A 26,571-nucleotide genomic window follows, 5' to 3' on the forward strand; every position below is an offset into this window, starting at 1 on the left:
TCGAATGTGGGAGCGGGCTTGCTCGCGAAAGGCGCGACTCGGTCTAGAAGCAGGTATGCAGGCTTTCGATCACCTGCAATTGCTCATCCACCAGATTACCCACTTGCCACTTGTCGAAGGTCAGGCACGGGTGGGATGTGCCGAAGGAGATGATGTCGCCAATGCGCAGCTCAACCCCCGGTGCGACGACCATGAACGCATGCTGGTCCATCACGGCGGTGACCTTGCACGCGGTCACGTCATCACCCTCGGCTGGCAGCACGCCAGCCTTGTAGCGCTTGAGCGGCACCGGCAGGCCGGCGTCGTAGGCGACGTCGCGCTTGCCCAGGGCGATCACCGCAAAGCCCGGCTCCGGCAGCGACTGCACATGGGCCCAGACTTCCAGCGCCGGGCGCAGGCCTTCGTTGAGGTCGCTGCGACGATCCAGTACGCAGCACTGCGCGTCTTTGTAGATGCCGTGGTCGTGAGCCACGTAGCTGCCCGGGCGCAATACGCTGAGGAAGCGGCCAGCGGCGTTCTGGGCTTCGAAGGATTCGGCAATCAGGTCGTACCAGGCCGAACCCGAGGCGGTAATGATGGGCTTGGCCAGGTCGAAGGCGCCGCTGTTTTGCAGGTCGACGGCCAGGCGTACCAGGGAGGCGGCGAATTCGCGGATGCCACTGATGGCGTGCTCGCCATGGATCACCCCTTCGTAGCCTTCGATGCCGGTGAGGGCCAGCGCAGGCTGGGCCTTGATCGCCTTGGCCAGGTCGAGCACCTGTTGTTCGGTGCGGCAACCGCAACGCCCGCCGACCACGCCGTATTCGATCATCACGTTCAAGCGCAGGCCACGGGCGGCGAAGAACAGGCCCAGGTCGGCGACGTTGTCCGGGTGGTCGACCATGCAGTGGAAGTCGAATTCGGGGTCGGCCAGCAGGTCGGCGATCAGCGCCATGTTCGGCGCGCCCACCAGTTGGTTGGCCATCAACACCCGGCGAACCCCACCGGCATACGCGGCGCGGGTCTGCACGGCGTTGGCCAGGGTGATGCCCCAGGCGCCCTGCTCGATCTGCCGCTGGAACAGCGCGGGCATCATGCTGGTCTTGCCGTGAGGCGCCAATTGCGCACCGCTGTTGCTGACGAAATCCTGCATCCAGCGGATGTTGTGTTCCAGGGCGTCGCGGTGCAACACCAGGGCCGGCAGGCTGACGTCACGGACCAGATGTGCACCGACGGCGGCGGCGCCTTTTTCAACGGCATTGAAGGCAGACATAAGGGTTTCCTATTCGTTGATGCGACGGGCCAGGTTGTTCGCACTGTCGATCAGCACCCGGCGGTAGTCGTTGTAGTTTTTGATCGCATCGGCCCGTGGGGCGACGATGCACAGGGTCGCAATGCTGATGCCTTGGGCGTCCCGAACCGGGGCGGCAAAGCAGTGGGTAAAGGTGTCGGCGACACTGTCGAAGGAGAAGAATCCGTCGAGGGTGGCCTGACGGATTTGCCCGAGGAAGGTTTCCAGAGGCAGGCGCTGACCGTCCGGGAGGATGAAGTCGTCGTAGTCGATCAGGTCGATGATTTGCTGGTCGCTCAGGTGGCCCAGCAGCAGGCGGCCGGAGGCGGTCCAGGGGATCGGCGCGTTCTCGCCGATGTCTGAGGAAATGCGGAAATGCCGCTCGCCTTCGCGCATCAGGGCCACGGTGTATTTGCGACCATTGAGCAGGCACATCTGGGCGGTTTCGTGGGTTTGGCTGACGATTTCCTGCAGGGCGTGGTCGGCTTCGCGGGTCAGGTCGAAATGGCGCAGGTGGGCCTGGCCGAGGAAGTACAGCTGACGGCCGAGGTAGACGTGACCGTCCTTGCCGACGGTTTCGAGGATGCGCCGTTCCAGCAGCGAAGCCACCAGTTCGTAGACCGTGGATTTGGGGCTGCCGATGCCGCTGGCGATGTCATTCGGGCGCAGGGGCTGGCCGATTTCCTTGAGGAAATCGAGGATATCGAACGCCCGGTCGAGGCCTTTGGCGCGGCGTTTGATGGTGTCTTCGGTCATGGCAGTCGTCGGTCCCGTTTGAAGATGTAGCTATCAACACAGATCCCCTGTGGGAGCGGGCTTGCTCGCGAAAGCGGTGTGTCAGTGAATACATCTACAACTGATCCACCGCTTTCGCGAGCAAGCCCGCTCCCACATTGGGTCTCCTGTGGTCTCAAGAGACGGGCATTTAGCCTTTTTTCTTGTAGGCCACGCAATCGATCTCAACCTTGCAATCGACCATCATGTTCGCCTGCACACACGCCCGCGCCGGAGCATGTTCCGGGTTGAAGTATTCGCCGAAGACTTTGTTGAAGCTCCAGAAGTCCCGTGGGTCTTCCAGCCATACACCGACGCGCACCACGTCTTCCAGGGCGTAGCCGGCTTCTTCGAGAATCGCCACCACGTTGCGCATGGTCTGGTGGGTCTGCTCGACGATCCCGCCCGTGATGATTTCACCGTCCACCGCCGGCACCTGGCCCGACACGTACAACCAGCCATCTGCTTCCACCGCGCGGGCGAAAGGACGAGGCTGGCCGCCGCCTGCAGTGGCGCCGGTGCCGTAACGAGTAATGCTCATAATGGATCTCCTGAAGTGATGATTTAAAAACGAATGTTCTTGAGAAATTCCGCGAGTCGCGGCGATTGCGGGCGTTCGAAAATGTCCTTCGGCGGCCCTTGTTCTTCAATGCGGCCCTGGTTCATGAAGACGATCTTGTCCGAGACCTCATAGGCAAAGCGCATTTCGTGGGTGACCAGCAACATGGTCATGCCCTCTTCCGCCAAACCCTTGATCACGCTGAGCACTTCGCCCACCAGTTCCGGGTCCAGGGCCGAGGTGACTTCGTCGAACAGCATCAGGCTCGGGTTCATCGCAATCGCCCGGGCAATCGCCACGCGCTGTTGCTGGCCGCCCGACAATTGGCCCGGGAAGTGATTGCGGCGCTCCAGCAGGCCGACACGGTCCAGCCATTTTTCCGCCAGTGCAACCGCTTCGTCCTTGCCCATCTTCTTGACCTTGAGCAGGCCCAGGGTGACGTTCTGCAAGGCGGTCAGGTGCGGGAACAGGTTGAACTGCTGGAACGCCATGCCGGTCATCGCGCGGTGCTGGGAGATCACCCGCTCCGGGTGGCGCACGCGCTTGCCGCCGACCTCGCTGTAGCCGATGGATTCACCGTCGAGGGTGATCTGGCCGCCCTGGAATTCTTCCAGCAGGTTGACGCAGCGCAGCAGCGTGGTCTTGCCCGAGCCGCTGGAGCCGATCAACGTCACGACGTTGCCGCGCTGCATGCTCAGGTCGACGCCCTTGAGCACTTCCACCGGGCCGTACTGTTTACGCAGGCCGCGAATGTTCAGCAGTGGCTGGCTTTCTTTTGAGAGTTGGTTCATGGCAACGCCACCCGCTTTTCAATGTAACGCCCCAACAATTCGATGGCGTAGTTGATGACAAAAAACATAAAGCCTGCAAACAGGTAGAACTCCAGGGTCATGAACGTCCGGGCGATGACCTGTTGGGTGCTGAGGAGCAGCTCGGCCACACCGATCACCGACAGCAAGGTGGAAGCCTTGACGATTTCGGTGGACGAGTTGACCCAGGTCGGCAGGATCTGCCGCAGCGCCTGGGGTAACAGCACGTAGCCCAGGGATTGATAGAAGGTCAGGCCGATGGCCTTGCCCGCTTCCAGTTGCCCCTTGGGAATGGCCTGCAATGCACCGCGCACGATTTCCGAAACGTGAGAGCCGCAGAACAGCGTCAGGCCCACGGCACCGGCCTGGAACGCAGTGATCTGCCAGCCAAGCGCCGGCAGCATGTAGAAGCACGCCAATACCAGCACAAATACCGGCGTACCGCGGATCAGGTCGACGTACAGGCGAAACGGTGCGCGCATCCAGAATTTGCCGTAGGTCAGTACCAAGCCGGCGACGATGCCGATCAGGGTGCCGAAGATAATGGCCAGGGCCGAGCAGTAGACGCTGGTCTGGAACCCCGCCCAGAGGGTTTCCCGGGCGATCCACAACTCATGCAGCCAGCTGGGGGATTCGTACATGGGCGCTCCTTAGCGGCGAATTGCCAAACGCTGTTCCAGGTAACGGAGCAGCATGGCAATGAGGTAACAGGCAGCCACGTAGAGCGCGGTCGTGACCATCCAGGTTTCAATCACCCGGTAGCTTTCGACGTTGATCTTGCGGGCGTAATAGGTCAGCTCCGGCACCGCGATGGCGGCCGCGAGGGAGGTGTCCTTGAACAGCGAAATGAAATTGTTCGACAGCGCCGGCAGCACGTTGCGCAGCATCACCGGCACGGTGATGTACGCGCGGATACGCCATTCGCCCAGGCCAATGGCCAGGCCCGCTTCACGCAACCCCTTGGGAATGTTCAGCAGGCCTGCGCGAAAGACCTCGGTGAGGTAGGCACCGGCGTACAACGACAGGGTGATGATGAACGAAGGGATCTTGTCCAGCCGGATACCCAGGCTGGGCAAGGCGAAGTAGATCAACAGGATCAGCACCAGGATCGGGGTGTTGCGGATCACCGTCACATACACCGAGGCCACGATGCGCAGCGCACGGTGTTTGGACAGCATCGCAAACGCCATCAACAGGCCGATCACGCAACCGATGGCGATGGACAGCAGTGCCAGTTCAAGGCCGAGGCCGAGCCCCGCCAGCAAGCTGGGGAAATCGCGCCACACAGCGGCAAAGTTCAACTGATAGTTCATGGTCGGCAGTACCTGATTGGGGCGCCGTCAGCGACGCCCCAGGGTTTACGAATTACTTGAACTCAACCGGGAAACCGATCGCAGGCTCCGGCAGGTCCACACCGAACCATTGCTTGAACGAGGCCTTGTACATTGGGAATTCCACACCGGTCATGGCTTCATGCAGGGCGGTGTTGACGAAGTTCAGCCAGTCCTGGTCGCCACGCTTGACGGCGCACGCATAGGTTTGCGGGCTCCAGGCGTAGCTCGGGCTGCGGTAGCGGCCCGGGTTTTGCACCATCAGGTACTTGACCGAGGACTGGTCGGTGGCAGCGGTGTCGGCACGCCCGGAGTTCACGGCCTGGTACATCAGGTCGACGCTGTCGTACTGGTCGACCTTGGCTTTGGGCAATGCCTGGTGCACCAGCTCTTCGGCGTAGACGTTTTGCAGCACGGCCACGGTGACGCTGTCGCCGGCGGCCTGCAGGTCTTCGATTTCCTTGTACTTGCTGTTGGCCGGCAGCAGCAGGCCCACACCTTCGCGGTAGTACGGCAGGGTGAAGGCCACCTGCTGCGCACGGCTTGCCGTGACGGTGATGAACTGGCAGCTCATGTCGACCTTGTCGGTCAACAGGTTGGGAATGCGGGCATCGGAAGACTGCACCACGTATTCGACTTTGCTCGGGTCATTGAACAGACCCTTGGCCACGATGTGGCCGATGTCGATGTCAAAACCCTGCAACTTGCCATCCGCTCCCTGGAAGTGCCACGGCGCATTGGTACTGCCTGTACCCACGATCAGGTGCCCACGCTTGAGCACTGTATCGAGCTTGCTGTCCGCCGCCTGCACTACGCTGGCGAGGGAAGCCGATGCGGCGAAGAGAAAAACACACGCTTTGAACACGGAAGGTCGGTGATGCATGACAAGCACTCCAGGGATTGTGTATTCCGCTATACCGGAACTTAGTATGTAACAACGGAATAGATAGCAGAAAGTGTGCCACACGCAGTAACAGAAAAATATTGCGGGATTAATTTCTTTTTAAATCAAATGGATAGATTTTTATCAGCGATAAGGCACTGGGTCAGCCGCTGCAATCAGATTGCTACCGTTGGCTACACACCGGGGTGACAGGCCACATTTGGGTGCGGGGGCGGGTCGTTACCGTGCACGAAAGCGGTGCGGTGGCCGGATGGAAGAATTCCGTGGCTGGGCTAGTCTTGGCAGATGATCGACCCTCCAAGGAACGCGTTCAGATGAAGATCAGTCTTGTCCTTATGTTGTTGTCGCTGGCGTTTGCCACCCAGGTGTTCGCCAAGGATGACCGGCGCGAATGCAAGGCCGAGCTGGTCAGGCTGAAGGCGGCGTTCAGTACGAACTACACCACGCAGAATCATCATGGGTATCGTCGGGCCAAGGATGCCAAGGATCAGGGTGACTATAAGCAGTGCGTGGGGTTGGCGAAGAAGGCTCGGGAGCGGGCGGAGCGCTGAAGGCTTTGGGCTGCTGCGCAGCCCAGCGGGAGCAAGCTCCCTCGCCACAATGGGCCAGTTGGAGGTGGGTACCTGTTAGTTTTGACAGTAGACGGTTTTGATCGCCGGGATTAGCGTGGGCCAGGCCTTTCGCTCAAGGAGATCATCATGGGAATTGCAACGGCGGTGATTGCCGATGCCGAGCAGTATCAGCAGTTGCTCAAGACGCATAGAACGGTGTTCATGCTGTTTGTTTCGCAGCACTGCCCGGCCTGCGGGGAAGCCGGGCCACTGTTTGAACGGATTGCCGGGAAATACGCCAGTTCCGTGAAGAGCCTGGTGCTCGACACTGCCCGAACCCCTAGGCATCCCGAGGTTACCGGCACGCCTACCCTGCTGGTTTTCCAGAATGGCAAGATGATCAATAAGCTGGAGGGGTTCGACGAAAAAACGCTGAGGGAGACGTTCGCCAGGACCAGAATCAGTCCTCCAACATCAACCGCGCCGTACCCGAAACCCGAATCGAGGCACCCTTTTCATCGGTGATCTGCGCCTGCAAGCGCGAACGGCTGCCCATGTCCTCGCCTTGAATGATGTCGATGCGCCCGTTGTGCGGCCAGCCCAGGTCCCGCAGGTAGCCGGCAAAGGCAGCGGTCGCGGCACCCGTGGCCGGGTCTTCGTACACGCCGCCCACCGCAAACGGGTTGCGGGTGTGGAACAGCGTCGGGCTTTCGGCAAACACCAGCACCACGGTGCCCAAACCGGCGTCGGTCATGTAGCGGCGACCGGCTTCCAGTTCATAGTGCATCTGGCTGAGTTTGGCGCGGCTGGCGAGCGCCAGCACCAGGTGGGAAATGCCGGCATGGATGATCGCTGGCGGAATGCTCGTGTCCAGGTCATTGCGGGTGTAACCGAACAAGGTCAGGCCCGCGTCCACCAGGGCATCGTTGGCCGGTGCGCTGCGGGTTGGCGGGGATTGCAGCGCGGCCTCGATCAGGTCGCCTTCGCTGCGGCCGCTGACGGAAATATCGCCGTTGTTCAAGGTCAGGTGGAATTCGCCATCGCCCAGCGCCAGGCTCAAGGCCGCACCGAGGGCGATGGTGGCGTGCCCGCAAAACGCAACTTCGGACTCCGGCGCGAAGTACCGCACGCGCCAGCCGTCATCCTGCGGGCAGGCAAATACGGTTTCCGAAAACCCGACTTCGTGGGCGATACGCTGCATTTCTACAGCTTCCGGCAGGCTGTCACCGATCCAAACACCTGCAGGGTTACCGCCCTGGTTGCCGTCACAGAATGCAGAAATCTTAAGCACGTCCAAAGTCATTCGGGTAACCCTTCCTTAACGGTTCAGTGAGCGGCGATGCTATCCAAAGGCCAGCCCAGCGTCGAATGAAATTCACCCGTTAAAGAGGGGCCAGCAACACCTGCGTGACCCGCCGCTCCTCCACCGCCGCCACGGTCAGGCGCCAGCCTTCATGTTCCAGGCTGTCACCGACCACCGGCAGTCGATCCAGCAGGCTCATCACCAGCCCGGCCAGGGTCTGGTAATCCTCCGTCGCCACAGCCTTGAAGCCGGTGCGCTGGCGGATCAGGTTGAGGTTCAAGGCGCCATTGACGCGAAAACCACCCTCCTCCTCGACGATATCCGGGCCTTCGACCTCACTCGCATCCGGCAACTCACCGGCGATGGACTCGAGGATGTCGGTCATGCTCAACACCCCGATAAAGTCGCCAAATTCGTTGATCACGAAGGCAATGTGAGTCGACTCCTGACGCATCTGCTCCAAGGCATTGAGAATCGAAAAACTCTCCAGCAAGTTGACCGCCCGGCGCGCCAGGTGCTCCAGGTTCGGCTCGTTACCGGCCAGGTATTCCTTGAGCAACTCCTTCTTGTGCACAAAGCCCAATGGCTCGTCGACATTACCGTCGCGGATCAAGGGCAGACGCGAGTAAGACGAATGCATCAGTTTCAGGCGGATAGTGTCGGGATCGTCCGAGAGATCTATAGAGTCCACCTTCGCCCGAGGCGTCATCAGCGTACGGATCGGGCGTTCAGCCAGTTGCAGCACGCCACTGATCATCACCCGCTCGCGCCGGTCGAACAGCGGCCCGCCGTTGGCATCGGGGTTATCCAGCAGGTCGGCGACCTCTTCACCCACCTCCTCCACTGCCAGATTACGCCCGCCGAGCAAACGCATCACCGCGTGGGCCGTACGCTCACGCCTCGGCAGCGTGCCCTGGGCCGACTTCTTGCGGCGCGACCGGGCGATCTGGTTGAACAGCTCGATCAGGATCGAGAAGCCGATGGCCGCGTACAGATAGCCTTTGGGAATGTGGAAGCCCAGGCCTTCGGCCGTCAGGGCAAAACCGATCATCATCAGGAAGCCCAGGCACAGCATGATCACCGTCGGGTGGGCGTTGACGAAACGGGTCAGCGGCTTGCTGGCAATGATCATCAGGCCGATGGAAATGATCACCGCGATCATCATCACCGCCAGCTCATCCACCATGCCCACGGCGGTAATCACCGCATCGAGAGAGAACACCGCATCCAGCACCACAATCTGCGCAACGATCGGCCAGAACATCGCATAGGCCACGTTGCCAGTGCGCTGAGCCACATGCCCCTCAAGGCGCTCATGCAATTCCATGGTGGCCTTGAACAACAGGAACACACCACCAAACAGCATGATCAAGTCACGGCCCGAGAAACTCTTGTCGAACACCTCGAACAGCGGTTGGGTCAGGGTCACCAACCAGGAAATACTTGCCAACAGGCCCAGACGCATCAGCAACGCCAGGGACAAACCGATCAGACGCGCACGGTCACGCTGCTCCGGCGGCAGCTTGTCCGCCAGGATCGCGATAAACACCAGGTTGTCGATGCCCAGCACCAGCTCCAGCACAATCAAAGTCAACAGGCCGAGCCAGGCCGTTGGATCCGCTAACCATTCCATTTTTCAGTATCTCTTCAAGTTTTTCAGAATGCCGGGCACGGCAACGCACGGTCGAGGGACCGGGTAAGGGTAGGCAATCGGAAGACGGGATGCCTGGCCTGGAGGCAGGCGATCAGCGGGAACAGCGACAGTGCATGTCTTGAGGAAAGACGACTGGGAGGCTCCGAGAGGGTGTTCATGCAGGTCCTGTTGTGGGAAAGGGACTTGAATCGTACAGGCGAAACGGGAATTTCCTACAATCTAAAATTATTACAAGATCTGTAGGATCAAGCATTCTGATATTAGGGAGAATGTCGTGAGCCAACAATTTTTCACTATGGTTGGGACAGCCCATAACAAATTTTGAGCATTTGATCGTTCCCACGCTCTGCGTGGGAATGCATACCGTGACGCTCCGCGTCACCCTCTCGCCGGACTTCAGCCAGGCTCGTAGCATCAAGCTTTATCGTCGGGCAGATCAACACGATCTTGCTGCTCTTCACTGATCAGGTATTCAAGAAACGCGGTATACGTCGGCCATGAATCCGGCGCAGTCAACAAGGCCTCCCTACCCAGGCGGCACACATCCACGTCATCACACCAAATCACCCGACCGCCTCCGCCCGAGCAATCCATCACGATCAAACTGGCCGGCGGCTGGGCTAATACCAAAAACTGCCGCGCAAGCCCGGCACGCTCTCGAAGACTTCTGGTTTCGTCCAGGACATTCGGCGCAGGCGCCCACCCTATTGCGTGCAAGGGCAAAACGTAGATTCCAGAGCCATCGAAGAACTCGGCAGCCTCACGAAAATCATCCGCAAGCTCCAGGCCAAGGTGGCTCTGCACCTCATCAAGAAACCCAGGCTCAACGGCGCGCGCGCCATTCAAAAGCAAACATTGCTGCCGGATCATTGCCAACGTGGACATCAACACCCGCCCTCGCGTCTAGAGATTTGCCCGCGTGCCAAGAAAGCGCAGATAGCGCCCATCCTCGTTGTCAAAGATCTCGGCCCCTGCGCCCATGTATGCCCGCATCAATTCATCGGCGGCCTGATCATCGTGGCCCTGATCCAGCAAAACCTGCCCCAGGCGCAGATGTAAAAACGGATTTCCGAGACCGCCCGGACAGGTCATCGCATAGTCCAAGGCATCCCGGGCTGAGCCTTTGAATCCGGATAAAAAGCATGCATCAGCGATGGCAGCCAATACCCAGGTGGAGGCTTCCCAATCATTTTTCGGCTCGGGGATCAAGATCCAGGCCTTGTTGTATTGCTCGATGGCCTCTTCATAACGGCCGTCATCGGCCAATTGATCACCTGCACTGCATAACGACTGGATCTCTTCGTGCAGCGACGCTGCAAGCTCAGTGGTCATGAGGACTCCTCCAGAGATCCATCTGCATCCCAGAACGACCACAGCCCAACTTCCTGGCCACGCTCATAAACGCCCTGCGCCGCCACCTGTCCATTGTCGTGGTAGTCCCGCCAGTCGCCGTGTTCGGCGCCATCCACGTAATTCCCCTCGGAAGCCAGGTTGCCGTTTGGGTGGTAGGCGCGAAAAAGCCCATGTCGAATCCATTGCGTGCCGTCCTCGGACAGGTAACGCGAATACCTGAATCGAACCTCACCGGTCTCGTAGGGAATTTCCGCTATGTGTAACGCGTTTGGTTTTTCGTCCATGGCAAACCTGCTGCGGTGTGTTGATGTGCTTTCAGACTCTGTTGAGAAAACTGACTTTAGCCGGCGTTGTACCTTTATGCCCGTTATTCAGAACGGCCCCTTCGTCATCACCCGCTCATCAATAAAGCTACGCAACATCGCAATACGCTCCGTATAGGCTTTGCTCAGGCAACTGACTTGGGCGCCACAGGTATGCCGCTGCTTGAGCCAAGCTGCCTGGTCATCCATCAGCGAACCGCGCCCTCCCATGGCCATGAAGTGCCGGTTGAGGTCATAGAGCAGCGCCATGGTCACGTCCTGATCATTCAGGGAGCGCGTGGCACAGATGGTTTTCTCGTCAGGCGCCTTCGCCCGGTCACAGTCAAAACTGGCCGCCAGGCTTGCAGGGCTGAGCCACAACACGGAAAACCCGGCGAGCACTGCGAATACCGCCGGTTTAATCAAACGAACTGCCATGAAAATTACCTCCTACAGAGGGCTACGCGCCACACCCTGCCCAAACCGATAAATCGCCAGGCAATACCCAATCAACGCCACCGCTGCCAGCAACCCGCCCGCCGCGCCGATCCAGGCAAAACCAAAGTGGCTGCCCACCCAACTGCCCATCAACGCCCCACCGCCAATACCGATGTTGTAGATCCCGGAAAACATCGCCATCGCCACATCCGTGGCATCCGGCGCCAGCACCAGTACCTTCGATTGCAACGCCAGGCCAAAACCCATGATGGCCATGCCCCAGAACACACTCAGGGTCACCAGGTACGACACCTCGCCACTCAACGGCAGCAACAACGCCAGGCACAGCGCCAGGATGGTCACCGCGCTGATCAGGAAACGATGGGGGCTAAAGCGATGCACCAGGCTGAACAACAACGAACCAATAATTCCCGCGCCGCCAAACACCAGCAGGATCAGGGTCACCGTATTGCCACTCATACCGGCAACACCTTCAACAAACGGCTCAACATAACTGTAGGCAGTGAACTGCGCCGTCACCACCATCGCCGTCAGCACATACAACGCCACCAGCGCCGGGCGCTTGAACAACAGCGGCAAGCTGCGCAGCGAACCGGAGTTCTGGCTCGGCAGCAGCGGCAAGGTGCGCGCCAGCCAGAACACCAGCCCGGCGGCAAACGCGCCGATCACCAGGAAGGTGGTGCGCCAGCCCATGGCTTCGCCCAGCAAGCGGCCCAGCGGAATACCCAGAACCATCGCCAGGGAAGTACCGGTAGCCAGCAACCCAAGGGCCTGCACCTGCTTGCCCTCCGGCGCCAAACGCACCGCGAGGGAGGCAGTAATCGACCAGAACAACGCATGGGACAGGGCAATGCCGACCCGACTGAGCATCAGGATGCCAAAGCTGGTGGCCACGCTGGACAGGATATGGCTGGCGATAAACATGCCGAACAGCACGATCAGCAGCTTGCGCCGCTCGACGTTACGGGTCAGCAGCATCACCGGCAGCGAGGTCAGGGACACGATCCACGCATAGATGGTCAGCATCAGGCCGACGCTGGCGATGGGCATGTCGAAGCTCGCGCCGATGGCACTCAGCAGGCCGACCGGTACAAATTCGGTGGTATTGAAAACGAAAGCGGCCAACGCGAGAGCGAAGACCGGTTGCCAGTTAGCTTGAGGTGTTGCGGCGGAAATGCTCATTGACAGGTCGTCGTACTCGTTTGCGCGCAGATCAAGCCGGCCCGATGCCGGGCCTTGAGCCGCGCGCAAAAAATAGTAACACGACGATTCAGGGATCGACTTGCCCCATCAGCTCGGGAATCGACTCAGGACGCTTGGCATAGCGCTGGGCCAGCGCCGCGCAGACCATCAACTGGATCTGGTGAAACAGCATCAGCGGCAAGATCAGCACCCCCATGCTCGCCCCGGCAAACAACACCTGGGCCATCGGCACACCGGTGGCCAGGCTTTTCTTCGAGCCGCAGAACAGAATGGTGATCCGGTCTTCCTGGCTGAAGCCAAAAGCCTTGCCCAGCACCGTGGACGCCACCAGCACCAGCGCCAGCAACACACAGCACGCCACCACCAGGCCACCCAGCTCCCACAACGGAATTTGGTGCCAGATGCCCTCGTTGACCGCTTCGCTGAAGGCGCCGTAGACCACCAGCAAAATCGAGCCCTGGTCGACGAACTTCAGCCAGGATTTGTTACGCCCTACCCACTCGCCGATCCAGCGACGGGCGATCTGCCCGGCGATGAACGGTAGCAACAATTGAACACTGATTTTCAGGATCGCATCGACGGTGGAGCCGCCATCGCCATGCACATTCAGCAGCAACGTCACCAGCAATGGCGTCAGGAAGATCCCGAACAGGCTCGACGCCGCCGCGCTGCAAATCGCCGCCGGGATATTGCCCCGGGCCAGGGAGGTAAAGGCAATCGCCGACTGCACGGTGGCGGGCAACGCACACAAATAGAGCATGCCCATGTACAGGTCTTTACCGATCAGCGGCGACAACACCGGCTTGAGCGCCAGGCCCAGCAACGGAAACAGCACGAAGGTCAGGCTGAACACCAGCAGGTGCAGGCGCCAATGACCCGCACCGGCAACAATGGCCTGGCGCGACAGTTTCGCGCCGTGCAGGAAAAACAGCAGCGCGATGGCCAGGTTGGTCACCCAGCCAAAGGCCACGGCGGTCTGGCCGCTGGCGGGCAGCAGGGACGCGAGGATCACCGTGGCCACCAGGGTCAGGGTGAAGTTGTCAGGTAAAAAGCGTGGGCGGGTCATAGGCCAATCTTCCAGGGGTTGCCAAGAGCATCGTCGCGACTCTAACGTAACGGCTTGTTACCGACTAACGCCAATGAGCCAGTAAATGCCGCCAAAAGGACATGACAAAACCGTGCGCCGCAGCGTGCCCGGGCTTTCCAGCCTGCCCAGGCCGGTGTATGGCCGCACCGAATCGCTGCCCAACCGCGCGCTGACCCGCCGCCATAGTCACCCGTGGGTGCAGTTGTCCTACGCAATATCCGGGGTGCTGGAGATCCAGACCAGCGTAGGACGCTTCGTCGCGCCACCCCAGCGGGCCGTGTGGATACCGGCCGGCATGCCACACCGGGTGTTCAGTTCGCCCCATACCGAGATGCGCAGCCTGTACCTCGATTGCAGCGTCACCGCCTGGGCGGCCGACCGCTGCCAGGTGCTGGCGGTGAGCAGCCTGTTGCGCGAGTTGATTCGCAGCTTCAGCGAATTGCCGGTGGAATACGCCGAGGATGGCCCGGATGGACGGCTGGCCCAAGTGGTGCTGGACCAACTGGCCGCAGCGCCCCAGGTCGACCTGATGTTGCCGCTGCCGGCCGACAGCCGCTTGCGCCAGATTTACCGCAGCCTGAACCTGCACCCGGAGCAGCAAACCACTCTGGGGCAGTGGAGCCAGAAGCTGGCGGTCAGCGAGAAAACCCTCAGCCGGCTGTTCCTGAGCGACACCGGCCTGACCTTCCGTGCGTGGCGCCAGCGCCTGCGATTGTTGAGCGCCCTGCCCGCCCTGGAACAAGGCGAACGCGTGACCGATGTGGCGCTGGCCTGCGGCTACGAATCCACCTCGGCCTTCATCAACGCCTTCCGCCAGCAGTTCGACGCCACACCGGGCGAGTTCTTCCGCTGATCATCAGACAAAGAAGCTCCAGAGCGAAAACTGGATTTCCTATGGGAACTCGCCCCCCCTGTGGAAACTCGGTCCCCTGTTGAACAGTTAAATCTCGCTCACTCCCCCGCCTTGGCCAACACCGCCTGCAACAACACATCCGCCCCCGCCGTCGACCACTGCGGATAAATCTCCTCCGCCTCGTTATGGCTCAGCCCATCCACACACGGCACAAAAATCATCGCCGTCGGCGCCACCCGGTTCAGGTAGCAGGCATCATGCCCGGCCCCGGAAATCATGTCGCGATGGCTATACCCCAACGCTTGCGCCGATGCCCGCACCACCTCCACACACTCAGGGTCGAAGGCAATCGGCGCGTACTGGAAAATCTGCTTCACGCTGTGCTGCAAACCAATCCCCTCGGCGATCCGCGCCACTGCCGCCTGCAACTGCTGATCCTGATACCCCAGCACGGCTTCGTCCGGATGCCGAAACTCCACACTGAAAAACACCCGCCCCGGCACCACGTTGCGTGAATTGGGGAGGATATTCGCCATGCCCACCGTCGCCCGCCCTTCGGCGCCCTGCTCCAGGCCAATCTGATTGACTGCCTCCACCACCCGGGCAAATCCGAGCAATGCATCGAGCCGGTGATCCATCGGCGTCGTCCCGGCATGAGCGCTGCGCCCGCTCAGTTCCACTTCATACCAGCGCTGGCCCTGGGCGCCGGTGACCACACCGATGGTCAGGCCCTGTGCCTCAAGAATCGGCCCCTGTTCGATATGCAGCTCAAACGCCGCATGCACCGCCTGGCCACCCACCGGATGCGCACCGGCATAGCCAATCTGCTGCAACGCCTGGCCGATGGTGATCCCGGCCTTGTCTTCCCGGGACAGGCCGTACTCCAGGTCAAACACCCCGGCATACACCCCCGAGGAAATCATCGCCGGCGCAAACCGCGAGCCTTCTTCGTTGGTCCAGTTCACCACTTCGATTGGCCGCTCGGTCTCGATCCCCAGGTCATTCAAGGTGCGCAGCACCTCCAGCCCGGCCAGCACGCCGTAGATACCGTCGTACTTGCCGCCCGCCGGCTGGGAATCGCCATGGGAACCGGTCAGCACCGGGGCCAGGTGATCCTGGCGCCCGGCGCGACGGGCAAAGATATTGCCCATGGCATCCACCCGAATGCTGCAACCGGCCGCCTCGCACCATTGCACAAACAGGTCGCGACCGCGGCGGTCCTCATCCGTGAGGGCCAGGCGCGAGACGCCGCCCTTTTCGGTGCCGCCGATCTGCGCCATTTCCATCAGCGAGCCCCACAGGCGCTCGCCATTGACCCGCGCCAAGTCGTTCATGAACGCGGCTCCTGGGGTTTGGCCCGGTAGCGGAAGTCACAGTGATGGGCACCGCCCATGATGGTCTGGGTGCGGGTCAGCTTGATGTCCGGGTTGTAGCCGACGATAAACAGTTCGTCGCGGTTGCAGGACAGCAGGTGACCGATCTCGCCCAGGCCCATCTCGTGATACATCTCGGCATAGCGGCAGCGCTTCACGTCATAGTCGTAGTGCTCGGCGTCGCTGGCGATGATCTCGACCTTCAGCGCATCGTCCTTTTCCCAGAGCACTTGCAGCTCGACAAAGCTCTTGAGGTCGGCGCCCTGCTCTTCCAGCTCGGCAAAGTGCTTGCCGGCCTGGATCGCTGCATTGCCCACCGCCTCGCCAATCACCGCCGCCGCAAAGTCCTTGCCCTGCTCGCGCACCAGGATCTCGTAGATCGGCTTGATGATTTCGGCTTCGATCCGCCGCCGGGCCAGGATGCCCAGTTCACCTTCCAGCTTGCTCATTGTGTGCCTCCGTAAACCTGTAGGAGCGAGCTTGCTCGCGAAGATATTCCAGGCGCATCGCTGCGTTGACTGTACATTTTTCGCGAGCAAGCTCGCTCCTACAGGGGTGGGTTGTTACTTGCCGCCCGCCACACTGACTGGCTGCCACTGATTACTTTTGACCTCATACACGGTGAACGACGGCTTCTTCAGGTTGCCCTCGGCATCAAACGCAATGGTCCCGGTCACGCCCTGATAGCTGATGGCGCGCAGCACCGGCAGGTACTTTTGCGGGTCCACCGAGTCGGCCTTCTCGATCGCCGCCACCAACACCCCGACACCGTCATAGGCAAACGGCGCGTGCAGTTCGATCGGCGCCTTGTAGCGATCCTTGTAAGCCTGCTCGAACGCCTTGCCACCCGGCATCTGCGCCACCGCCAGGCCCGGCTCCAGGGCAATCACGCCCTCGCCTTCGTTCTGCGCCAGTTGCAGGAAGGTCTGGCTGACAAACCCACCGGCCCCCATCAGCGGTGCCTTGATGCCCAGTTGCTTGATACGCCTGGCCAAAGGCGCGGCCTGGGAATCGACGCCACCAAAGAAAATCAGGTCCGGGTTCTGGCTGCGGATATTGGTCAGCACTGCGCTGAAATCGATGGTCTTGTCGTCGACGTATTCACGAGACACCACCTTGGCGCCACCGGCCTCGATGGATTTGACGAACTGGTCGGCCAGGCCCTGGCCGAATGCGGTGCGGTCGTCGATCACCGCAATGCGCCGGGCCTTGAGGGTGTTCAAAGCATAGTCGCCGGCCACCTGGCCGCCATCGTCGTCATGGCCCATGATCCGGAAGCTGGTGTCGAAGCCCTGCTGGGTATACGCGTGCCCGGTAGCAACCGGGGCGACTTGCGCGATACCTGCATCGTGATAAACCCGCGCCGCCGGAATGCTGGTGCCGGTGTTCCAGTGGCCGACCACGCCCACCACGCCTTCGTCCACCAGGCGCTGGGCCACGGTGACGGCGGTGCGCGGGTCGGACTGGTCGTCCTCGGACAGCAGCTTGAAGGTCACCGCCTCACCGTTGATTTTCGGGTGCTTGGCGTTGGCCGCGTCGATGGCCAGTTGCGCGCCGTTTTCCAGGTCCTTGCCGATCCGCGCCGACGGGCCGGTCAACGGCCCGGCCAGGCCGATCAATACGGTCTGGTCGGCCTGGGCCATGGCACTCGCCAGGCTGCTCAAGGCCAGGCCGATCACTAGGGTGTGCTTGAAAGTCTTCATCAGTGGTTCCTGTTTCTTTACGGGCTGGTCGGAACACGCCGGGCGTCCGGTAGCGTCAGGGTTGATTCATTCACCGAGGTAGGCACTGCGCACCTCGGGGTGGTCGAGCAATTCATGGGACGGGCCAGTGAGGCTGATGCGCCCGGTGTCCATCACATAGGCACGGTCGGTGACCTGCAGCGCGAGCCGGGCGTTCTGCTCCACCAGCAGCAGGGTCATGCCCTGGCGGCACACGTCGTCGATCACCTGGAAAATCTTCTCCACCATGATCGGCGCCAGGCCCATGGACGGTTCGTCCAGCACCAGCAAGCGCGGCTTGGAGAGCAGCGCCCGGGCCAGCGCGAGCATCTGTTGCTCGCCACCGGAGAGCAGGCCGGCGGACTGCTGCAGGCGCTCCTCCAGACGCGGGAAGTGCTCGAACAACTGGCGGATCTCGCGGTTCACCTGCTCGGTGTCACGACGCAGGAAGGCTCCGGCCTGGAGGTTTTCCAGGACGCTCATGCGCGCAAAGATCCCGCGCCCTTCCGGTACCATCGCAATGCCCTGGCGCAGCAATTGGTCCGGCGCCTGGCCGAGGATCGAACGCCCGGCGAAGTGAATCTGCCCCGCCGCTGCCGGCAGCAATCCGGTCAGGGCCTTGAGGCTGGAGGTCTTGCCGGCACCGTTGGCGCCGATCAACGTCACTCGCTCGCCTTCGCCGATGTGTAAATCCAGGGACTTGACCGCTTCGATGGCGCCGTAGCGCACCTGCAAGCCGTCGACTTTCAATAAAGGTTCAGACATGGGCGCTGGCTCCCAGATAGGCCTGGATCACCGCCGGGTCGCGGCGCACCTCGGCAGGCGCGCCCACCGCGATCACCTGGCCGTAATCGAGCACGCTGATGCGGTCGCACACCCCCATCACCAGCTTCACGTCATGCTCGATCAGCAGCAGCGTGTGGCCGTCGTCGCGGATCTTTTCCAGCAGGCCGCGCAGTTGCACTTTCTCGGCAGCGTTCATCCCGGCGGCCGGCTCGTCGAGGGCCAGCAAACGTGGTTCAGTGGCCAGGGCCCGGGCGATTTCCAGGCGGCGTTGGTGGCCGTAGGACAGGCTGTCGGCGCGGTAATTGGCGAACCCCGCCAGCCCGACATACGCCAACAGGCGATGGGCATGGGCGCGGGTTTGCGCTTCTTCTTCCCGGGCTCGACGATGGCGACTCAAGGCGGCCCACACGCCATTGCGGGTGCGCACATGGCGGCCGACCATGACGTTTTCCAACGCGCTCATGGTGTTGAACAGGCGGATATTCTGGAAGGTCCGGGCGATGCCGGCCTGGGCCACCTGGTGCACGCTGGCCGGCTTGTAGTCCTCGCCGTCGAGCTGGAAGCGCCCGGAGTCCGGGGTATACAGGCCGGTCATCACGTTGAAGAAGGTGGTTTTGCCGGCGCCATTGGGGCCGATCAAGCCATAGATCTCCCCAGGCTGGATGCTCAGGCTCACGTCGGTGAGCGCCGCCACGCCGCCGAAGCGCTTGTTCACCTGGTCAATCTGCAACAGCGGCTGATTCATCGCGCCACTCCTTTTGGCCACAGGCCTGCCGGTCGATAGAGCATCGCCAGGATCAGCGCGAGCCCGTAGAACAACTGACGAATGATTTCCGGGTCCACCAGCACCTGGCCAAACAGCGCCTGCTGCAACGGGCCCATGCTCGCGCGCAAGGCTTCGGGCAACGCCGCCAGCAATACGCAGCCGAGAATCACCCCCGGGATATGGCCCATGCCGCCGAGCACCACCATCGCCAGCACCGCGATGGACTCATTGAGAGTGAAGGACTCCGGCGAGACAAAGCCCTGGAACGAGGCGAACAACGCCCCGCTCACGCCGCCAAACCCGGCACCGATGGCAAACGCCAGCAGCTTCAAGCGCAAGGTGTTGACGCCCATGGCCTGGGCCGCTTCCTCATCTTCACGAATCGCCACCCAGGCCCGCCCGATGCGCGAACGCTCCAGGCGAATGCAGGCAAACAGGATCAGCACCACCAGCGCGGCGAACAGGTAGTAGTACAGATAGACCGAAGGCAGGCGCAGGCCGAACAGCTCCTGGGTGCGCCCGAGGTTGATCCCCAGCAGGTTGACCGGGTCGACCTGGGAAATACCTTTGGGCCCGTTGGTGATGTTCACCGGGCGATCCAGATTGCGCAGCAGGATGCGGATGATTTCACCAAAGCCCAGGGTCACGATGGCCAGGTAATCGCCGCGCAGGCGCAAGGTCGGTGCGCCCAACAACACGCCAAAGCCCGCCGCCAGCAACGCGGCCAAGGGCAGGATCAACCAGATCGAGGTGTGCATGCCCGCCGGCAACAACGCAAGTAGCGCCGGGAATTGCTGCAACAGATGCGGCGAGGACAGCAACGCGGCGAGGTACGCGCCCACTGCGTAGAACGCGATAAAACCCATGTCCAGCAGCCCGGCGTAACCCACGACGATGTTCAGGCCCAGGGCCAGCATGATGTACAGCAAGGCGAAATCGAGGGTGCGCACCCAGGTATTGCCACCGGCATGCCCGACAATCCAAGGCGCCAGCACCAGCGCCACGGCGAACAATACAAGGCCAAAGCTGGCGCGCTGGCGGGAGGTATTCAGGACACTCATGCGCGGGTCGCCAGTCGTTCGCCCAACAGCCCCGAAGGACGAAACACCAGCACCGCGATCAACACGATAAAGGCAAACACATCCTGGTAATTGCTGCCGAACACACCCTGGGTGGCAGCGCCCAGGTAGCCGGTACCCAGGGCCTCGATCAACCCCAGCAGCAGGCCGCCAAGCATCGCGCCCTTGAGGTTGCCGATGCCGCCCAATACGGCTGCGGTGAACGCCTTGATGCCCGGCAGGAAACCCATGTAGAAATGCGCGCTGCCGTAGTTGCTCGCCATCATGATTCCGGCCAATGCCGCCAGGGCGCCGCCAATGGCAAAGGTCAGCACGATGATGCGATTCGGGTTGATGCCCATCAGGCTCGCCACCTGCGGGTTCTCGGCCACGGCGCGCATGGCCCGACCAAAGCGTGTGCGTTCCACCAACACCAGCAGCGCGACCATTACCGACAGTGCGACGGCAATGGTGGTCAGGGCGGTAGCGTTGGTGATCGCCGGATGCGCCGAAGCTCCCGCGAGCACTTCAATCGGTTCCAGCGGCAGCAGTTGCGGGAACATCTGCGGGTTACGCGTCCACACCAGCATGGCGACGGTTTGCAGCAACAACGACACCCCGATGCCGCTGATCAATGGCGCCAGGCGCGGCGCATTGCGCAGGCGCCGGTAAGCGACCCGCTCAATCAGCACCGCGAGTACCGCGCAGAACGCCATGGCAATCACAGTGGCTGCCAGCAGCACCAGCACCGGCGGCATCGCCGGCCATGTCACCTGCAACAGGCGAATCACCGAGAGGCCCACCAAAGCGCCAATCATCAACACATCGCCATGGGCAAAGTTGATGATCCGCAAAATGCCGTAGACCATGGTGTAACCCAAGGCCACTAGCGCGTAGAGACTGCCCGTCATCAAACCATTGAGCAGTTGCTGGATAAACGCATCCATGGAAACCATCGACCTCACTACTGACGAGGGCGGCACACTAAGCATCTATTCTGTTTTTATCAAATATCAGATATTCATATGGTTATGTCAAACGCATAAAGCGCTATAACCGCCATAAATGCGGCATTTATGGCTCTTTATTTGCCATCTCACTTAGTATTTAATTCAACACATGAATAATTTAGAACAGTTAGCCAATGACCCGCCGTTGCGTGCCGTGCGCACCTTCGAAGCGTTTGCCCGCCATGGCGGAGTGAATTCCGCTGCCCGCGAGCTGGACGTGTCGCCCTCCGCCGTCAGCCATCAACTGCACCTGCTGGAAAGCTTTCTGCAGCAAGCGCTGACCTTGCGCCAGGGCCGCAACCTGGTGCTCACCGAAGAAGGCCGCGAGTACTACCGCGCAATTCGCTCGGCCTTCGCCGTACTGCGCAGCGCCACCGAACACGTGCGGGAAAAAAGCGCCACACGCCAGGTCACCATCAGCCTGATCCCGCTGTTCGGCATCAACCTGTTCATCCCGCGCCTGGCACAGTTCCTCAAGGACCACCCGGCGCTGGACATCAACGTCACCTACGCCAACCACCGCAGCTACCCCAGCGACGCTGCCGATTTATCGATCCGCTTCGGCACCGGGCACTGGCCGGGGTACCACAGCGAGCCGCTGATTTCCGGGGCGGTGACGCCGTATTGCAGCCGCGCATTCCTGGAGCAACACGGGCCGATCGACACACCTGAGGCGCTGAGTGAATTACCGCTGTTGCACGACGAAGAGCGCGGCACCTGGAGCCAATGGTTCCAGGCCGCCGACGTGCATCACGGGACCGCGTTGAATGGTTTGCTGCTGGAGGATGGTCAGTTGGCGCTGACGGCCACGCTGACCGGATTGGGCTGCTCACTGCTGCGCGCGCGACTGGTGGCGCCGCATGTGGCAAATGGGGAGTTGGTGAAGCTGTTTGATCTACAGGTCGATGATGGCCGCCAGTACTACCTGTGCCGGCGGGCCAACAGCGAGTTGTCGAGCGAGGGGAATCACTTGTACGACTGGATCAAGAACAACCTTGCGGGAACCTGAAAACACCGCAGATCCAATGTGGGAGCGGGCTTGCTCGCGAATGCGGTGGTTCAGCCAGCACATGTATCGACTGACCCACCGCATTCGCGAGCAAGCCCGCTCCCACATTTTTGTGTGCGTTTCAATTCAGAATGGAGTCAGCTGCCGTTCCCGCCATGCGCCTCTTCAAAGAAGTAATCCTTCCAGCTCCCCGCCTTGTTCTTCAACACGCCCAACTCCTGCAATTTCTCGGCATAGATATAGGTACGCTGCGGCACGATGGTGAAGTCGATTTCCGGGTCCTGGACAATCTTCTCCACCAGCGCCAGCGGTAGCTTCGACTGCTCTACACGAATGTAAGCCTGGGCAGCTGCCGGCCTGTCGGCCTTGATGATTTTCTCGGCCTCGGCCAACGCGTCATAGAACGCCTTGTAGGTCTTGGGGTTCTCGTCGTGGAATTTCTCGGTGGTGTACAGCACATTGAACGTCGCCGGGCCGCCGAGAATGTCGTAGGAACTCAGCACCTTGTGCACCTTGGGATTCAACAACTCCTGATACTGGAACGGCGGGCTGGAAAAATGCGCGTTGATCTCCGAACCGCCGGCAATCAACGCGGCGGTCGCGTCCGGGTGCGCCAGGCTGATGGAGATATCATCGAACTTCTTGTAGTTGTCGTTCCCGAACTGCTTGGCGGTTTCAATCTGCAAGGTACGCGACTGAAAACCCACACCGGCGGCCGGTACGGCGATGCGGTCTTTTTCGCTGAAGTCCTTGAGGGTCTTCACATCCGGGTTATTGGTCAGCAGGTAGTTGGGCATCGAGCCCAGCGAGGCGATGGCCTTGACGTTCTGCTTGCCCTTGGTGCGGTCCCACAGCGTCAGCATCGGCGGCACACCTGCCGACACCACGTCCAGCGCGCCGGCCAGCAGCGACTCGTTCATCGCGGTGGCGCCGGAGATACTGTTCCACTCCACCTTGATGTCCAGGCCCTGCTCCTTGCCGTGTTTCTCGATCAGGTTCTGGTCACGAACCACGTCGAGGATCAAGTAGCCGATGCCGAATTGCTGGGCGATGCTGATCTTGCCTTCGGCGTGTGCACCAAGGCTGAGGAGCGCACTGGCTGCTGCCAGGAGCGTCAGGGTGGGTCGTTTTATTATCATGAGAACGCTGCCGCGAGGTTGAGAAGGGTTGCGAGCGTAGCGGCCCACGTACAGTGCGAAAAAGAATATCGCGATCTATGGATATACGAAAAACACTGCCCTCCGGCGCTGCTATATTGCGCGCCTGTGCCTGATGTCATCCCCGGAGCCACTCTGCATGCTGCGCACCAACCTCAACGAGATGCTGATCTTCATGGCGGTGGTCGATGGCGCCAGCTTCGTCGCCGGTGGGCAGGCGATGGGCCTGACGCGCTCGGCCGCCGGCAAAGCCGTGGCGCGCCTGGAGGACAGCCTTGGTGTGCGCCTGTTGAACCGCACCACCCGCACCTTGAGCCTCACCGACGAAGGCCGCGCGCTGTATGACCAGGGTCTGGAGATCCTCGCCGCAGTGGACAACGCCCAAAGCCGCATCGGCCAGCCCACCGGGGTACCGCGCGGTTTATTGCGGCTTACGCTGCCCGATGCGTTCGGGCGCAAGGTGTTGCTGCCGTTGTTGAAGAAATACCTGCACGCGTGGCCCGAGGTGCAGGTGGAAGTCAGTTTCAGCGACCGCACCGCCGATATCGTCGAGGACGGCTTCGACCTGGCCATCCGCATCGGCAGCGCCAACACCGACCGCCAGTTGGTGTCCCGGGTGGTCGCTCGTTATCAGGCGCTGCTGTGCGCCGCACCGGACTATCTCGCCGAGCGCGGCATACCCCGCGACATGGACGCCCTCGCCCACCACGACTGCCTGTATTTCAGCAGCCGCACGCGCAAGCAAAGCTGGCGCTTTCGCGAATCGGACGGCACCTGGGTCAAGGCGTACGGGCGCAACCGCCTGCGCCTGGACAGCGGCGAAGCACTGCGCGACGCTGCCGTGTCCGGGCTGGGCATCGCCTTGCTGCCGGACTTCGTGGTGGCCGAGGACCTGGCTGCCGGGCGCCTAGTGCCCGTGTTGCCCAACCTGGACGCGGGAGACGTGGAGATTCTGGCGATGTACCCGAGCAAACGCTTCCTGGAGCCTCGGGTACGGCGCTTTATCGACCTGATGGTGGATGAGCTGGCGGGCTGATCAGTCGGCGTGGGCAATCACCTTGATCTCGACGACCTGTGCATCGGACGCCAGGTAATTCACGCCGACCAGGGTCGCGGCCGGGCGATGCTCACCGATGTATTCTTTCCACACATTGACCACCGCTTCAAAATCGCGCTTGGCATGCACCAGGAAGAAATCCACAGCGGCAATGTTCGAGCGGCCAACGCCGAAGCCGGCCAGTACATGGTCGAGGTTCTCCAGTGTCTGGCGGGTCTGGGCGGCGGCATCACCGTCAACGAACTCACCTTCCAGGGTGTGAGAAAACTGCCCGGCAATATAGATCGTGCCATTGACGCGGTAGCCCTGGCTGACGCTGTTGCCCTCTTCCCATGAAACGCCGTGGTTGTAGATCGTGGATTTGCTGCTCATGTCGGTTTCCTTGGGCGATGATTTAAGGAAACTGTAACAAGGGCATTGGCGAATGGACGTCCCCACTGAGGCGACCAAAAACTACCCGCCCACGCCCTTCGGCTGGTATCGTGCCGCCCTTGAAAAAACCGCTGCGAGGAAATGGACCTTGAACACTGACGAAAAAATGACCGGGGACCTGTTCGAGGTGGATAAGCGCCTGTCACTCAAGCCCGTGGTGGACTTCAACAACTACCTGCGCAGTGCCTTCGGCGATGGCCCCTGCACCTGCATCCGCTGCGTCGCCAGCGAGGGCAGCGAGGCCGGCTACGAGTTTCAGCACACCTTCGATTTCGACGGCAAAAAAAACCACCGTCGCTTCGCCTCCACCGCCGGCAGCGACGTGCTGTTGATACTGAAGAAAGCCTGGTTGTCTTACACCAAGGCCGAGCTGCCGTTGAGCGGCGCGCTGGCGCTGGACACGGTGAAGGAATTTGTCGAGCCGCAGCTGCACAAGCGCGTGGCGCCGCTGTTCCTGGCCAGTGGGTTGGTCAAGGATGTGGAAGGTGAGTTGCGGATGCAGCCGCAGGCCGCGGGCTGATCATCGACGGCTACCGCTAGATGTGCTGCCAGTTCTTGTAGACAAATTCCAGGCTGTAGCCGTCGGGATCCAGCACGTTGGCCGCGTAGTAGTTCGGGTCATAGTGCAATCGTGCCCCAGGGGTTCCATTGTCGACGGCGCCCGCGTTCATCGCCGCCAGGTAAGCCGCATCGACCTCGACCCGGCTGCCGGCGACGAATCCCACATGCACCGCCCTGCCCCCGACCGCGCCCTCGCGCAACCAGAAGAAGATCCGCCCGTTCGCGCCGAACCCCTTGAGGTCCGGGTGGCCCGGCGGACCGTCCTTGCCGTCGTAGTCGTGGCGCGTGGTGATGCCCAGCGGCGCAAGTGCAGCACGGTAGAAATCAATCGAGCGTTGTATGTCGCTGACCGACAAAAACAGATGATCCAGCATAGTTCAGCCTCGCTTTTCAGATGAGGTAACCGCCCGCGACCTCGATCGTCTGGGCATTGATCCAGCGGCCTTCGTCAGACAGCAACATAGCGATCACACGCGCCACGTCCTCTGGCTCCCCAACCCGACCAAGGGCGGTTTGTGCAGCCAGCAGCGCTTCGAACTCATCATTGAGCCCGCCGCCCAGTTCGGTACGGATGGCTCCCGGAGAGACGGCATTTGCACGAATCTGCCGCTCGCCAAACTCCTTGGCCATGTAACGGGTGAGTACATCCAGCGCGCCCTTGAAGGCTGCGTAAGGTGCTACGCCAGCGGTGGCGACGCGAGTTGTCGCGCTGGTCAGGTTGACGATGCAGGCGTGGGCTTGCAGCAGCGGTAACAGGGCTTGAGTCAGGAAAAACGGCCCTTTGAGGTGCACATTCAGCAGGCCGTCGAACTGAGCCTCGGTGACCGATTCCAGGGGATTGAACAGTCCATAACCGGCGTTATTCACCAGGCCATTCAACCCACTCACACCCCAGGTGGCCGATAACGCCTGCTTTACCGCCTCGCCAAAACCTTGGAAGGAACTGATGTCGGCCACGTCCAATGGCAGCGCGACCGCCTTGCCGCCCGACGATACGATTCGCTGCACAACCGCCTGGGCGGCCTCTGGATGACTGTTGTAGGTCAGGATCACGCCCATGCCTTGCCGGGCACACAGTTCTGCGGTGCTGGCGCCAATGCCACGGCTGCCGCCGGTAATGAGGATAACGCCCATGTGTGGCTCCACTGCTTGCTCAAATGAGTCACCACAGTAGGCTTGCGCGCCTGCGCCGACGCAGCCGTTCCTGCTCGAAACCTGCCTGTTTCTGC

The 26,571-nt window shown here is 61.3% G+C and carries 32 protein-coding genes; 6 read left to right on the plus strand and 26 right to left on the minus strand.

Going from position 1 to position 26,571, the window contains the following annotated elements; all coding sequences use genetic code 11:
• Positions 1-43: 43 nt before the first annotated feature.
• The 7 genes from C0058_RS19240 to C0058_RS19270 form a co-directional block, all read right to left on the minus strand.
• On the minus strand, positions 44-1,252 hold the full coding sequence (locus C0058_RS19240; protein ID WP_102369341.1) for an amino acid deaminase: 1,209 nt from the start codon (positions 1,250-1,252) through the stop codon (positions 44-46).
• Between the two features lie 9 nt (positions 1,253-1,261).
• Positions 1,262-2,026: an IclR family transcriptional regulator gene (locus C0058_RS19245; RefSeq protein ID WP_003208002.1), complete on the minus strand. Its 765-nt coding sequence runs from the start codon at positions 2,024-2,026 to the stop codon at positions 1,262-1,264.
• A 169-nt stretch (positions 2,027-2,195) separates the two neighbouring features.
• Complete coding sequence (locus C0058_RS19250) at positions 2,196-2,585, minus strand: RidA family protein (RefSeq protein WP_003208000.1); 390 nt, start codon at positions 2,583-2,585, stop codon at positions 2,196-2,198.
• Between the two features lie 23 nt (positions 2,586-2,608).
• Entirely contained in the window at positions 2,609-3,394 is a 786-nt protein-coding gene (locus tag C0058_RS19255; RefSeq protein WP_003207998.1) for an amino acid ABC transporter ATP-binding protein, read from the minus strand.
• Positions 3,391-4,053, minus strand: coding sequence for an amino acid ABC transporter permease (locus C0058_RS19260; RefSeq protein ID WP_003207996.1), 663 nt, complete (start codon positions 4,051-4,053; stop codon positions 3,391-3,393). Before C0058_RS19260 ends, C0058_RS19255 begins: the two co-directional genes overlap by 4 nt.
• A gap of 9 nt (positions 4,054-4,062) precedes the next feature.
• Positions 4,063-4,725, minus strand: coding sequence for an amino acid ABC transporter permease (locus C0058_RS19265; RefSeq protein ID WP_003207993.1), 663 nt, complete (start codon positions 4,723-4,725; stop codon positions 4,063-4,065).
• A 52-nt stretch (positions 4,726-4,777) separates the two neighbouring features.
• Positions 4,778-5,626, minus strand: coding sequence for a transporter substrate-binding domain-containing protein (locus C0058_RS19270; protein WP_003207992.1), 849 nt, complete (start codon positions 5,624-5,626; stop codon positions 4,778-4,780).
• 335 nt (positions 5,627-5,961) lie between these two features.
• Between C0058_RS19270 and C0058_RS19275 the strand changes: the two genes are divergently transcribed.
• Positions 5,962-6,198 (plus strand): hypothetical protein, encoded by a 237-nt coding sequence (locus C0058_RS19275; RefSeq protein WP_003207990.1) that lies wholly within the window; start codon positions 5,962-5,964, stop codon positions 6,196-6,198.
• A gap of 147 nt (positions 6,199-6,345) precedes the next feature.
• Entirely contained in the window at positions 6,346-6,723 is a 378-nt protein-coding gene (locus C0058_RS19280) for a co-chaperone YbbN (protein ID WP_102369342.1), read from the plus strand.
• Here C0058_RS19280 and C0058_RS19285 read toward each other — a convergent pair.
• The 8 genes from C0058_RS19285 to C0058_RS19320 form a co-directional block, all read right to left on the minus strand.
• Positions 6,659-7,501, minus strand: a complete 843-nt coding sequence (locus C0058_RS19285; protein ID WP_102369343.1) for a PhzF family phenazine biosynthesis protein — start codon at positions 7,499-7,501, stop codon at positions 6,659-6,661. The two genes, C0058_RS19280 and C0058_RS19285, sit on opposite strands and share 65 nt — an antisense overlap.
• Before the next feature lie 79 nt (positions 7,502-7,580).
• Positions 7,581-9,134 carry a TerC family protein gene (locus tag C0058_RS19290; RefSeq protein WP_102369344.1) on the minus strand — a complete coding sequence of 518 codons (1,554 nt, stop codon included), beginning with the start codon at positions 9,132-9,134 and terminating at the stop codon, positions 7,581-7,583.
• Positions 9,135-9,569: 435 nt separating this feature from the next.
• Positions 9,570-10,040: a hypothetical protein gene (locus C0058_RS19295; protein WP_087694195.1), complete on the minus strand. Its 471-nt coding sequence runs from the start codon at positions 10,038-10,040 to the stop codon at positions 9,570-9,572.
• 18 nt (positions 10,041-10,058) lie between these two features.
• Positions 10,059-10,487 (minus strand): hypothetical protein, encoded by a 429-nt coding sequence (locus C0058_RS19300; RefSeq protein WP_087694196.1) that lies wholly within the window; start codon positions 10,485-10,487, stop codon positions 10,059-10,061.
• A complete protein-coding gene (locus C0058_RS19305) occupies positions 10,484-10,687 on the minus strand; it encodes a toxin-antitoxin system YwqK family antitoxin (RefSeq protein ID WP_371132908.1) in 204 nt (67 codons plus the stop codon). Before C0058_RS19305 ends, C0058_RS19300 begins: the two co-directional genes overlap by 4 nt.
• A gap of 192 nt (positions 10,688-10,879) precedes the next feature.
• Complete coding sequence (locus C0058_RS19310; protein ID WP_102369345.1) at positions 10,880-11,248, minus strand: lysozyme inhibitor LprI family protein; 369 nt, start codon at positions 11,246-11,248, stop codon at positions 10,880-10,882.
• 12 nt (positions 11,249-11,260) lie between these two features.
• Positions 11,261-12,451 (minus strand): sugar transporter, encoded by a 1,191-nt coding sequence (locus C0058_RS19315; RefSeq protein ID WP_008436945.1) that lies wholly within the window; start codon positions 12,449-12,451, stop codon positions 11,261-11,263.
• An 88-nt stretch (positions 12,452-12,539) separates the two neighbouring features.
• Entirely contained in the window at positions 12,540-13,538 is a 999-nt protein-coding gene (locus C0058_RS19320) for a bile acid:sodium symporter family protein (RefSeq protein ID WP_087694198.1), read from the minus strand.
• Positions 13,539-13,623: 85 nt separating this feature from the next.
• Between C0058_RS19320 and C0058_RS19325 the strand changes: the two genes are divergently transcribed.
• Entirely contained in the window at positions 13,624-14,412 is a 789-nt protein-coding gene (locus C0058_RS19325; protein ID WP_003207977.1) for a helix-turn-helix domain-containing protein, read from the plus strand.
• Positions 14,413-14,510: 98 nt separating this feature from the next.
• Here C0058_RS19325 and C0058_RS19330 read toward each other — a convergent pair whose 3' ends face one another.
• The 7 genes from C0058_RS19330 to C0058_RS19360 form a co-directional block, all read right to left on the minus strand.
• Complete coding sequence (locus tag C0058_RS19330; RefSeq protein ID WP_102369346.1) at positions 14,511-15,746, minus strand: Zn-dependent hydrolase; 1,236 nt, start codon at positions 15,744-15,746, stop codon at positions 14,511-14,513.
• A complete protein-coding gene (locus C0058_RS19335; RefSeq protein WP_010173377.1) occupies positions 15,743-16,234 on the minus strand; it encodes an L-2-amino-thiazoline-4-carboxylic acid hydrolase in 492 nt (163 codons plus the stop codon). The genes C0058_RS19330 and C0058_RS19335 overlap by 4 nt, the downstream gene beginning before the upstream one ends.
• Positions 16,235-16,348: 114 nt before the next feature.
• On the minus strand, positions 16,349-17,488 hold the full coding sequence (locus C0058_RS19340; RefSeq protein WP_102369347.1) for a branched-chain amino acid ABC transporter substrate-binding protein: 1,140 nt from the start codon (positions 17,486-17,488) through the stop codon (positions 16,349-16,351).
• A 66-nt stretch (positions 17,489-17,554) separates the two neighbouring features.
• Complete coding sequence (locus C0058_RS19345) at positions 17,555-18,271, minus strand: ABC transporter ATP-binding protein (protein WP_008436935.1); 717 nt, start codon at positions 18,269-18,271, stop codon at positions 17,555-17,557.
• Complete coding sequence (locus C0058_RS19350) at positions 18,264-19,037, minus strand: ABC transporter ATP-binding protein (RefSeq protein WP_102369348.1); 774 nt, start codon at positions 19,035-19,037, stop codon at positions 18,264-18,266. Before C0058_RS19350 ends, C0058_RS19345 begins: the two co-directional genes overlap by 8 nt.
• A complete protein-coding gene (locus C0058_RS19355) occupies positions 19,034-20,119 on the minus strand; it encodes an ABC transporter ATP-binding protein (RefSeq protein WP_102369349.1) in 1,086 nt (361 codons plus the stop codon). The genes C0058_RS19350 and C0058_RS19355 overlap by 4 nt, the downstream gene beginning before the upstream one ends.
• The gene (locus C0058_RS19360; RefSeq protein ID WP_008436930.1) at positions 20,116-21,063 is read right to left on the minus strand and encodes a branched-chain amino acid ABC transporter permease; all 948 of its coding nucleotides are present in this window, start codon (positions 21,061-21,063) and stop codon (positions 20,116-20,118) included. The genes C0058_RS19355 and C0058_RS19360 overlap by 4 nt, the downstream gene beginning before the upstream one ends.
• Before the next feature lie 172 nt (positions 21,064-21,235).
• Here C0058_RS19360 and C0058_RS19365 point away from each other — a divergent pair, with 172 nt between their 5' ends.
• The gene (locus C0058_RS19365) at positions 21,236-22,135 is read left to right on the plus strand and encodes a LysR substrate-binding domain-containing protein (RefSeq protein ID WP_102369350.1); all 900 of its coding nucleotides are present in this window, start codon (positions 21,236-21,238) and stop codon (positions 22,133-22,135) included.
• A gap of 137 nt (positions 22,136-22,272) precedes the next feature.
• Here the strand turns inward: C0058_RS19365 and C0058_RS19370 are convergent, their stop codons facing one another.
• Positions 22,273-23,274 (minus strand): ABC transporter substrate-binding protein, encoded by a 1,002-nt coding sequence (locus C0058_RS19370; protein ID WP_102369351.1) that lies wholly within the window; start codon positions 23,272-23,274, stop codon positions 22,273-22,275.
• A 157-nt stretch (positions 23,275-23,431) separates the two neighbouring features.
• On the opposite strand from C0058_RS19370, the gene C0058_RS19375 reads away from it, so the two are divergent.
• The gene (locus C0058_RS19375; protein WP_102369352.1) at positions 23,432-24,328 is read left to right on the plus strand and encodes a LysR family transcriptional regulator; all 897 of its coding nucleotides are present in this window, start codon (positions 23,432-23,434) and stop codon (positions 24,326-24,328) included.
• Here C0058_RS19375 and C0058_RS19380 read toward each other — a convergent pair whose 3' ends face one another.
• A complete protein-coding gene (locus C0058_RS19380) occupies positions 24,329-24,721 on the minus strand; it encodes a RidA family protein (protein ID WP_102369353.1) in 393 nt (130 codons plus the stop codon).
• 148 nt (positions 24,722-24,869) lie between these two features.
• Between C0058_RS19380 and C0058_RS19385 the strand changes: the two genes are divergently transcribed.
• Positions 24,870-25,301, plus strand: coding sequence for a hypothetical protein (locus C0058_RS19385; protein WP_087694212.1), 432 nt, complete (start codon positions 24,870-24,872; stop codon positions 25,299-25,301).
• Between the two features lie 16 nt (positions 25,302-25,317).
• On the opposite strand, the gene C0058_RS19390 is transcribed toward C0058_RS19385, so the two are convergent.
• Both C0058_RS19390 and C0058_RS19395 read right to left on the minus strand, forming a co-directional pair.
• A complete protein-coding gene (locus C0058_RS19390; protein ID WP_102369354.1) occupies positions 25,318-25,716 on the minus strand; it encodes a VOC family protein in 399 nt (132 codons plus the stop codon).
• A gap of 16 nt (positions 25,717-25,732) precedes the next feature.
• A complete protein-coding gene (locus tag C0058_RS19395; RefSeq protein ID WP_102369355.1) occupies positions 25,733-26,476 on the minus strand; it encodes an SDR family NAD(P)-dependent oxidoreductase in 744 nt (247 codons plus the stop codon).
• Between the last annotated feature and the right edge of the window lie 95 nt (positions 26,477-26,571).

Source organism: Pseudomonas sp. NC02 (assembly GCF_002874965.1).
GTDB lineage: Bacteria > Pseudomonadota > Gammaproteobacteria > Pseudomonadales > Pseudomonadaceae > Aquipseudomonas.

Excerpts from the sequence above, each read along its gene's own strand:
- C0058_RS19320 (WP_087694198.1), bottom strand. The coding sequence starts at position 13,538 with ATGACCCGCCCACGCTTTTTACCTGACAACTTCACCCTGACCCTGGTG.
- C0058_RS19270 (WP_003207992.1), bottom strand. The coding sequence starts at position 5,626 with ATGCATCACCGACCTTCCGTGTTCAAAGCGTGTGTTTTTCTCTTCGCC.
- C0058_RS19280 (WP_102369342.1), top strand. The coding sequence starts at position 6,346 with ATGGGAATTGCAACGGCGGTGATTGCCGATGCCGAGCAGTATCAGCAG.
- C0058_RS19325 (WP_003207977.1), top strand. The coding sequence starts at position 13,624 with ATGCCGCCAAAAGGACATGACAAAACCGTGCGCCGCAGCGTGCCCGGG.
- C0058_RS19330 (WP_102369346.1), bottom strand. The coding sequence starts at position 15,746 with ATGAACGACTTGGCGCGGGTCAATGGCGAGCGCCTGTGGGGCTCGCTG.
- C0058_RS19290 (WP_102369344.1), bottom strand. The coding sequence starts at position 9,134 with ATGGAATGGTTAGCGGATCCAACGGCCTGGCTCGGCCTGTTGACTTTG.
- C0058_RS19285 (WP_102369343.1), bottom strand. The coding sequence starts at position 7,501 with ATGACTTTGGACGTGCTTAAGATTTCTGCATTCTGTGACGGCAACCAG.
- C0058_RS19355 (WP_102369349.1), bottom strand. The coding sequence starts at position 20,119 with ATGAGTGTCCTGAATACCTCCCGCCAGCGCGCCAGCTTTGGCCTTGTA.
- C0058_RS19365 (WP_102369350.1), top strand. The coding sequence starts at position 21,236 with ATGAATAATTTAGAACAGTTAGCCAATGACCCGCCGTTGCGTGCCGTG.
- C0058_RS19245 (WP_003208002.1), bottom strand. The coding sequence starts at position 2,026 with ATGACCGAAGACACCATCAAACGCCGCGCCAAAGGCCTCGACCGGGCG.
- C0058_RS19375 (WP_102369352.1), top strand. The coding sequence starts at position 23,432 with ATGCTGCGCACCAACCTCAACGAGATGCTGATCTTCATGGCGGTGGTC.
- C0058_RS19265 (WP_003207993.1), bottom strand. The coding sequence starts at position 4,725 with ATGAACTATCAGTTGAACTTTGCCGCTGTGTGGCGCGATTTCCCCAGC.
- C0058_RS19380 (WP_102369353.1), bottom strand. The coding sequence starts at position 24,721 with ATGAGCAGCAAATCCACGATCTACAACCACGGCGTTTCATGGGAAGAG.
- C0058_RS19295 (WP_087694195.1), bottom strand. The coding sequence starts at position 10,040 with ATGTCCACGTTGGCAATGATCCGGCAGCAATGTTTGCTTTTGAATGGC.
- C0058_RS19390 (WP_102369354.1), bottom strand. The coding sequence starts at position 25,716 with ATGCTGGATCATCTGTTTTTGTCGGTCAGCGACATACAACGCTCGATT.
- C0058_RS19350 (WP_102369348.1), bottom strand. The coding sequence starts at position 19,037 with ATGAATCAGCCGCTGTTGCAGATTGACCAGGTGAACAAGCGCTTCGGC.
- C0058_RS19345 (WP_008436935.1), bottom strand. The coding sequence starts at position 18,271 with ATGTCTGAACCTTTATTGAAAGTCGACGGCTTGCAGGTGCGCTACGGC.
- C0058_RS19260 (WP_003207996.1), bottom strand. The coding sequence starts at position 4,053 with ATGTACGAATCCCCCAGCTGGCTGCATGAGTTGTGGATCGCCCGGGAA.
- C0058_RS19255 (WP_003207998.1), bottom strand. The coding sequence starts at position 3,394 with ATGAACCAACTCTCAAAAGAAAGCCAGCCACTGCTGAACATTCGCGGC.
- C0058_RS19300 (WP_087694196.1), bottom strand. The coding sequence starts at position 10,487 with ATGACCACTGAGCTTGCAGCGTCGCTGCACGAAGAGATCCAGTCGTTA.
- C0058_RS19340 (WP_102369347.1), bottom strand. The coding sequence starts at position 17,488 with ATGAAGACTTTCAAGCACACCCTAGTGATCGGCCTGGCCTTGAGCAGC.
- C0058_RS19310 (WP_102369345.1), bottom strand. The coding sequence starts at position 11,248 with ATGGCAGTTCGTTTGATTAAACCGGCGGTATTCGCAGTGCTCGCCGGG.
- C0058_RS19395 (WP_102369355.1), bottom strand. The coding sequence starts at position 26,476 with ATGGGCGTTATCCTCATTACCGGCGGCAGCCGTGGCATTGGCGCCAGC.
- C0058_RS19315 (WP_008436945.1), bottom strand. The coding sequence starts at position 12,451 with ATGAGCATTTCCGCCGCAACACCTCAAGCTAACTGGCAACCGGTCTTC.
- C0058_RS19250 (WP_003208000.1), bottom strand. The coding sequence starts at position 2,585 with ATGAGCATTACTCGTTACGGCACCGGCGCCACTGCAGGCGGCGGCCAG.
- C0058_RS19370 (WP_102369351.1), bottom strand. The coding sequence starts at position 23,274 with ATGATAATAAAACGACCCACCCTGACGCTCCTGGCAGCAGCCAGTGCG.
- C0058_RS19360 (WP_008436930.1), bottom strand. The coding sequence starts at position 21,063 with ATGGATGCGTTTATCCAGCAACTGCTCAATGGTTTGATGACGGGCAGT.
- C0058_RS19240 (WP_102369341.1), bottom strand. The coding sequence starts at position 1,252 with ATGTCTGCCTTCAATGCCGTTGAAAAAGGCGCCGCCGCCGTCGGTGCA.
- C0058_RS19335 (WP_010173377.1), bottom strand. The coding sequence starts at position 16,234 with ATGAGCAAGCTGGAAGGTGAACTGGGCATCCTGGCCCGGCGGCGGATC.
- C0058_RS19275 (WP_003207990.1), top strand. The coding sequence starts at position 5,962 with ATGAAGATCAGTCTTGTCCTTATGTTGTTGTCGCTGGCGTTTGCCACC.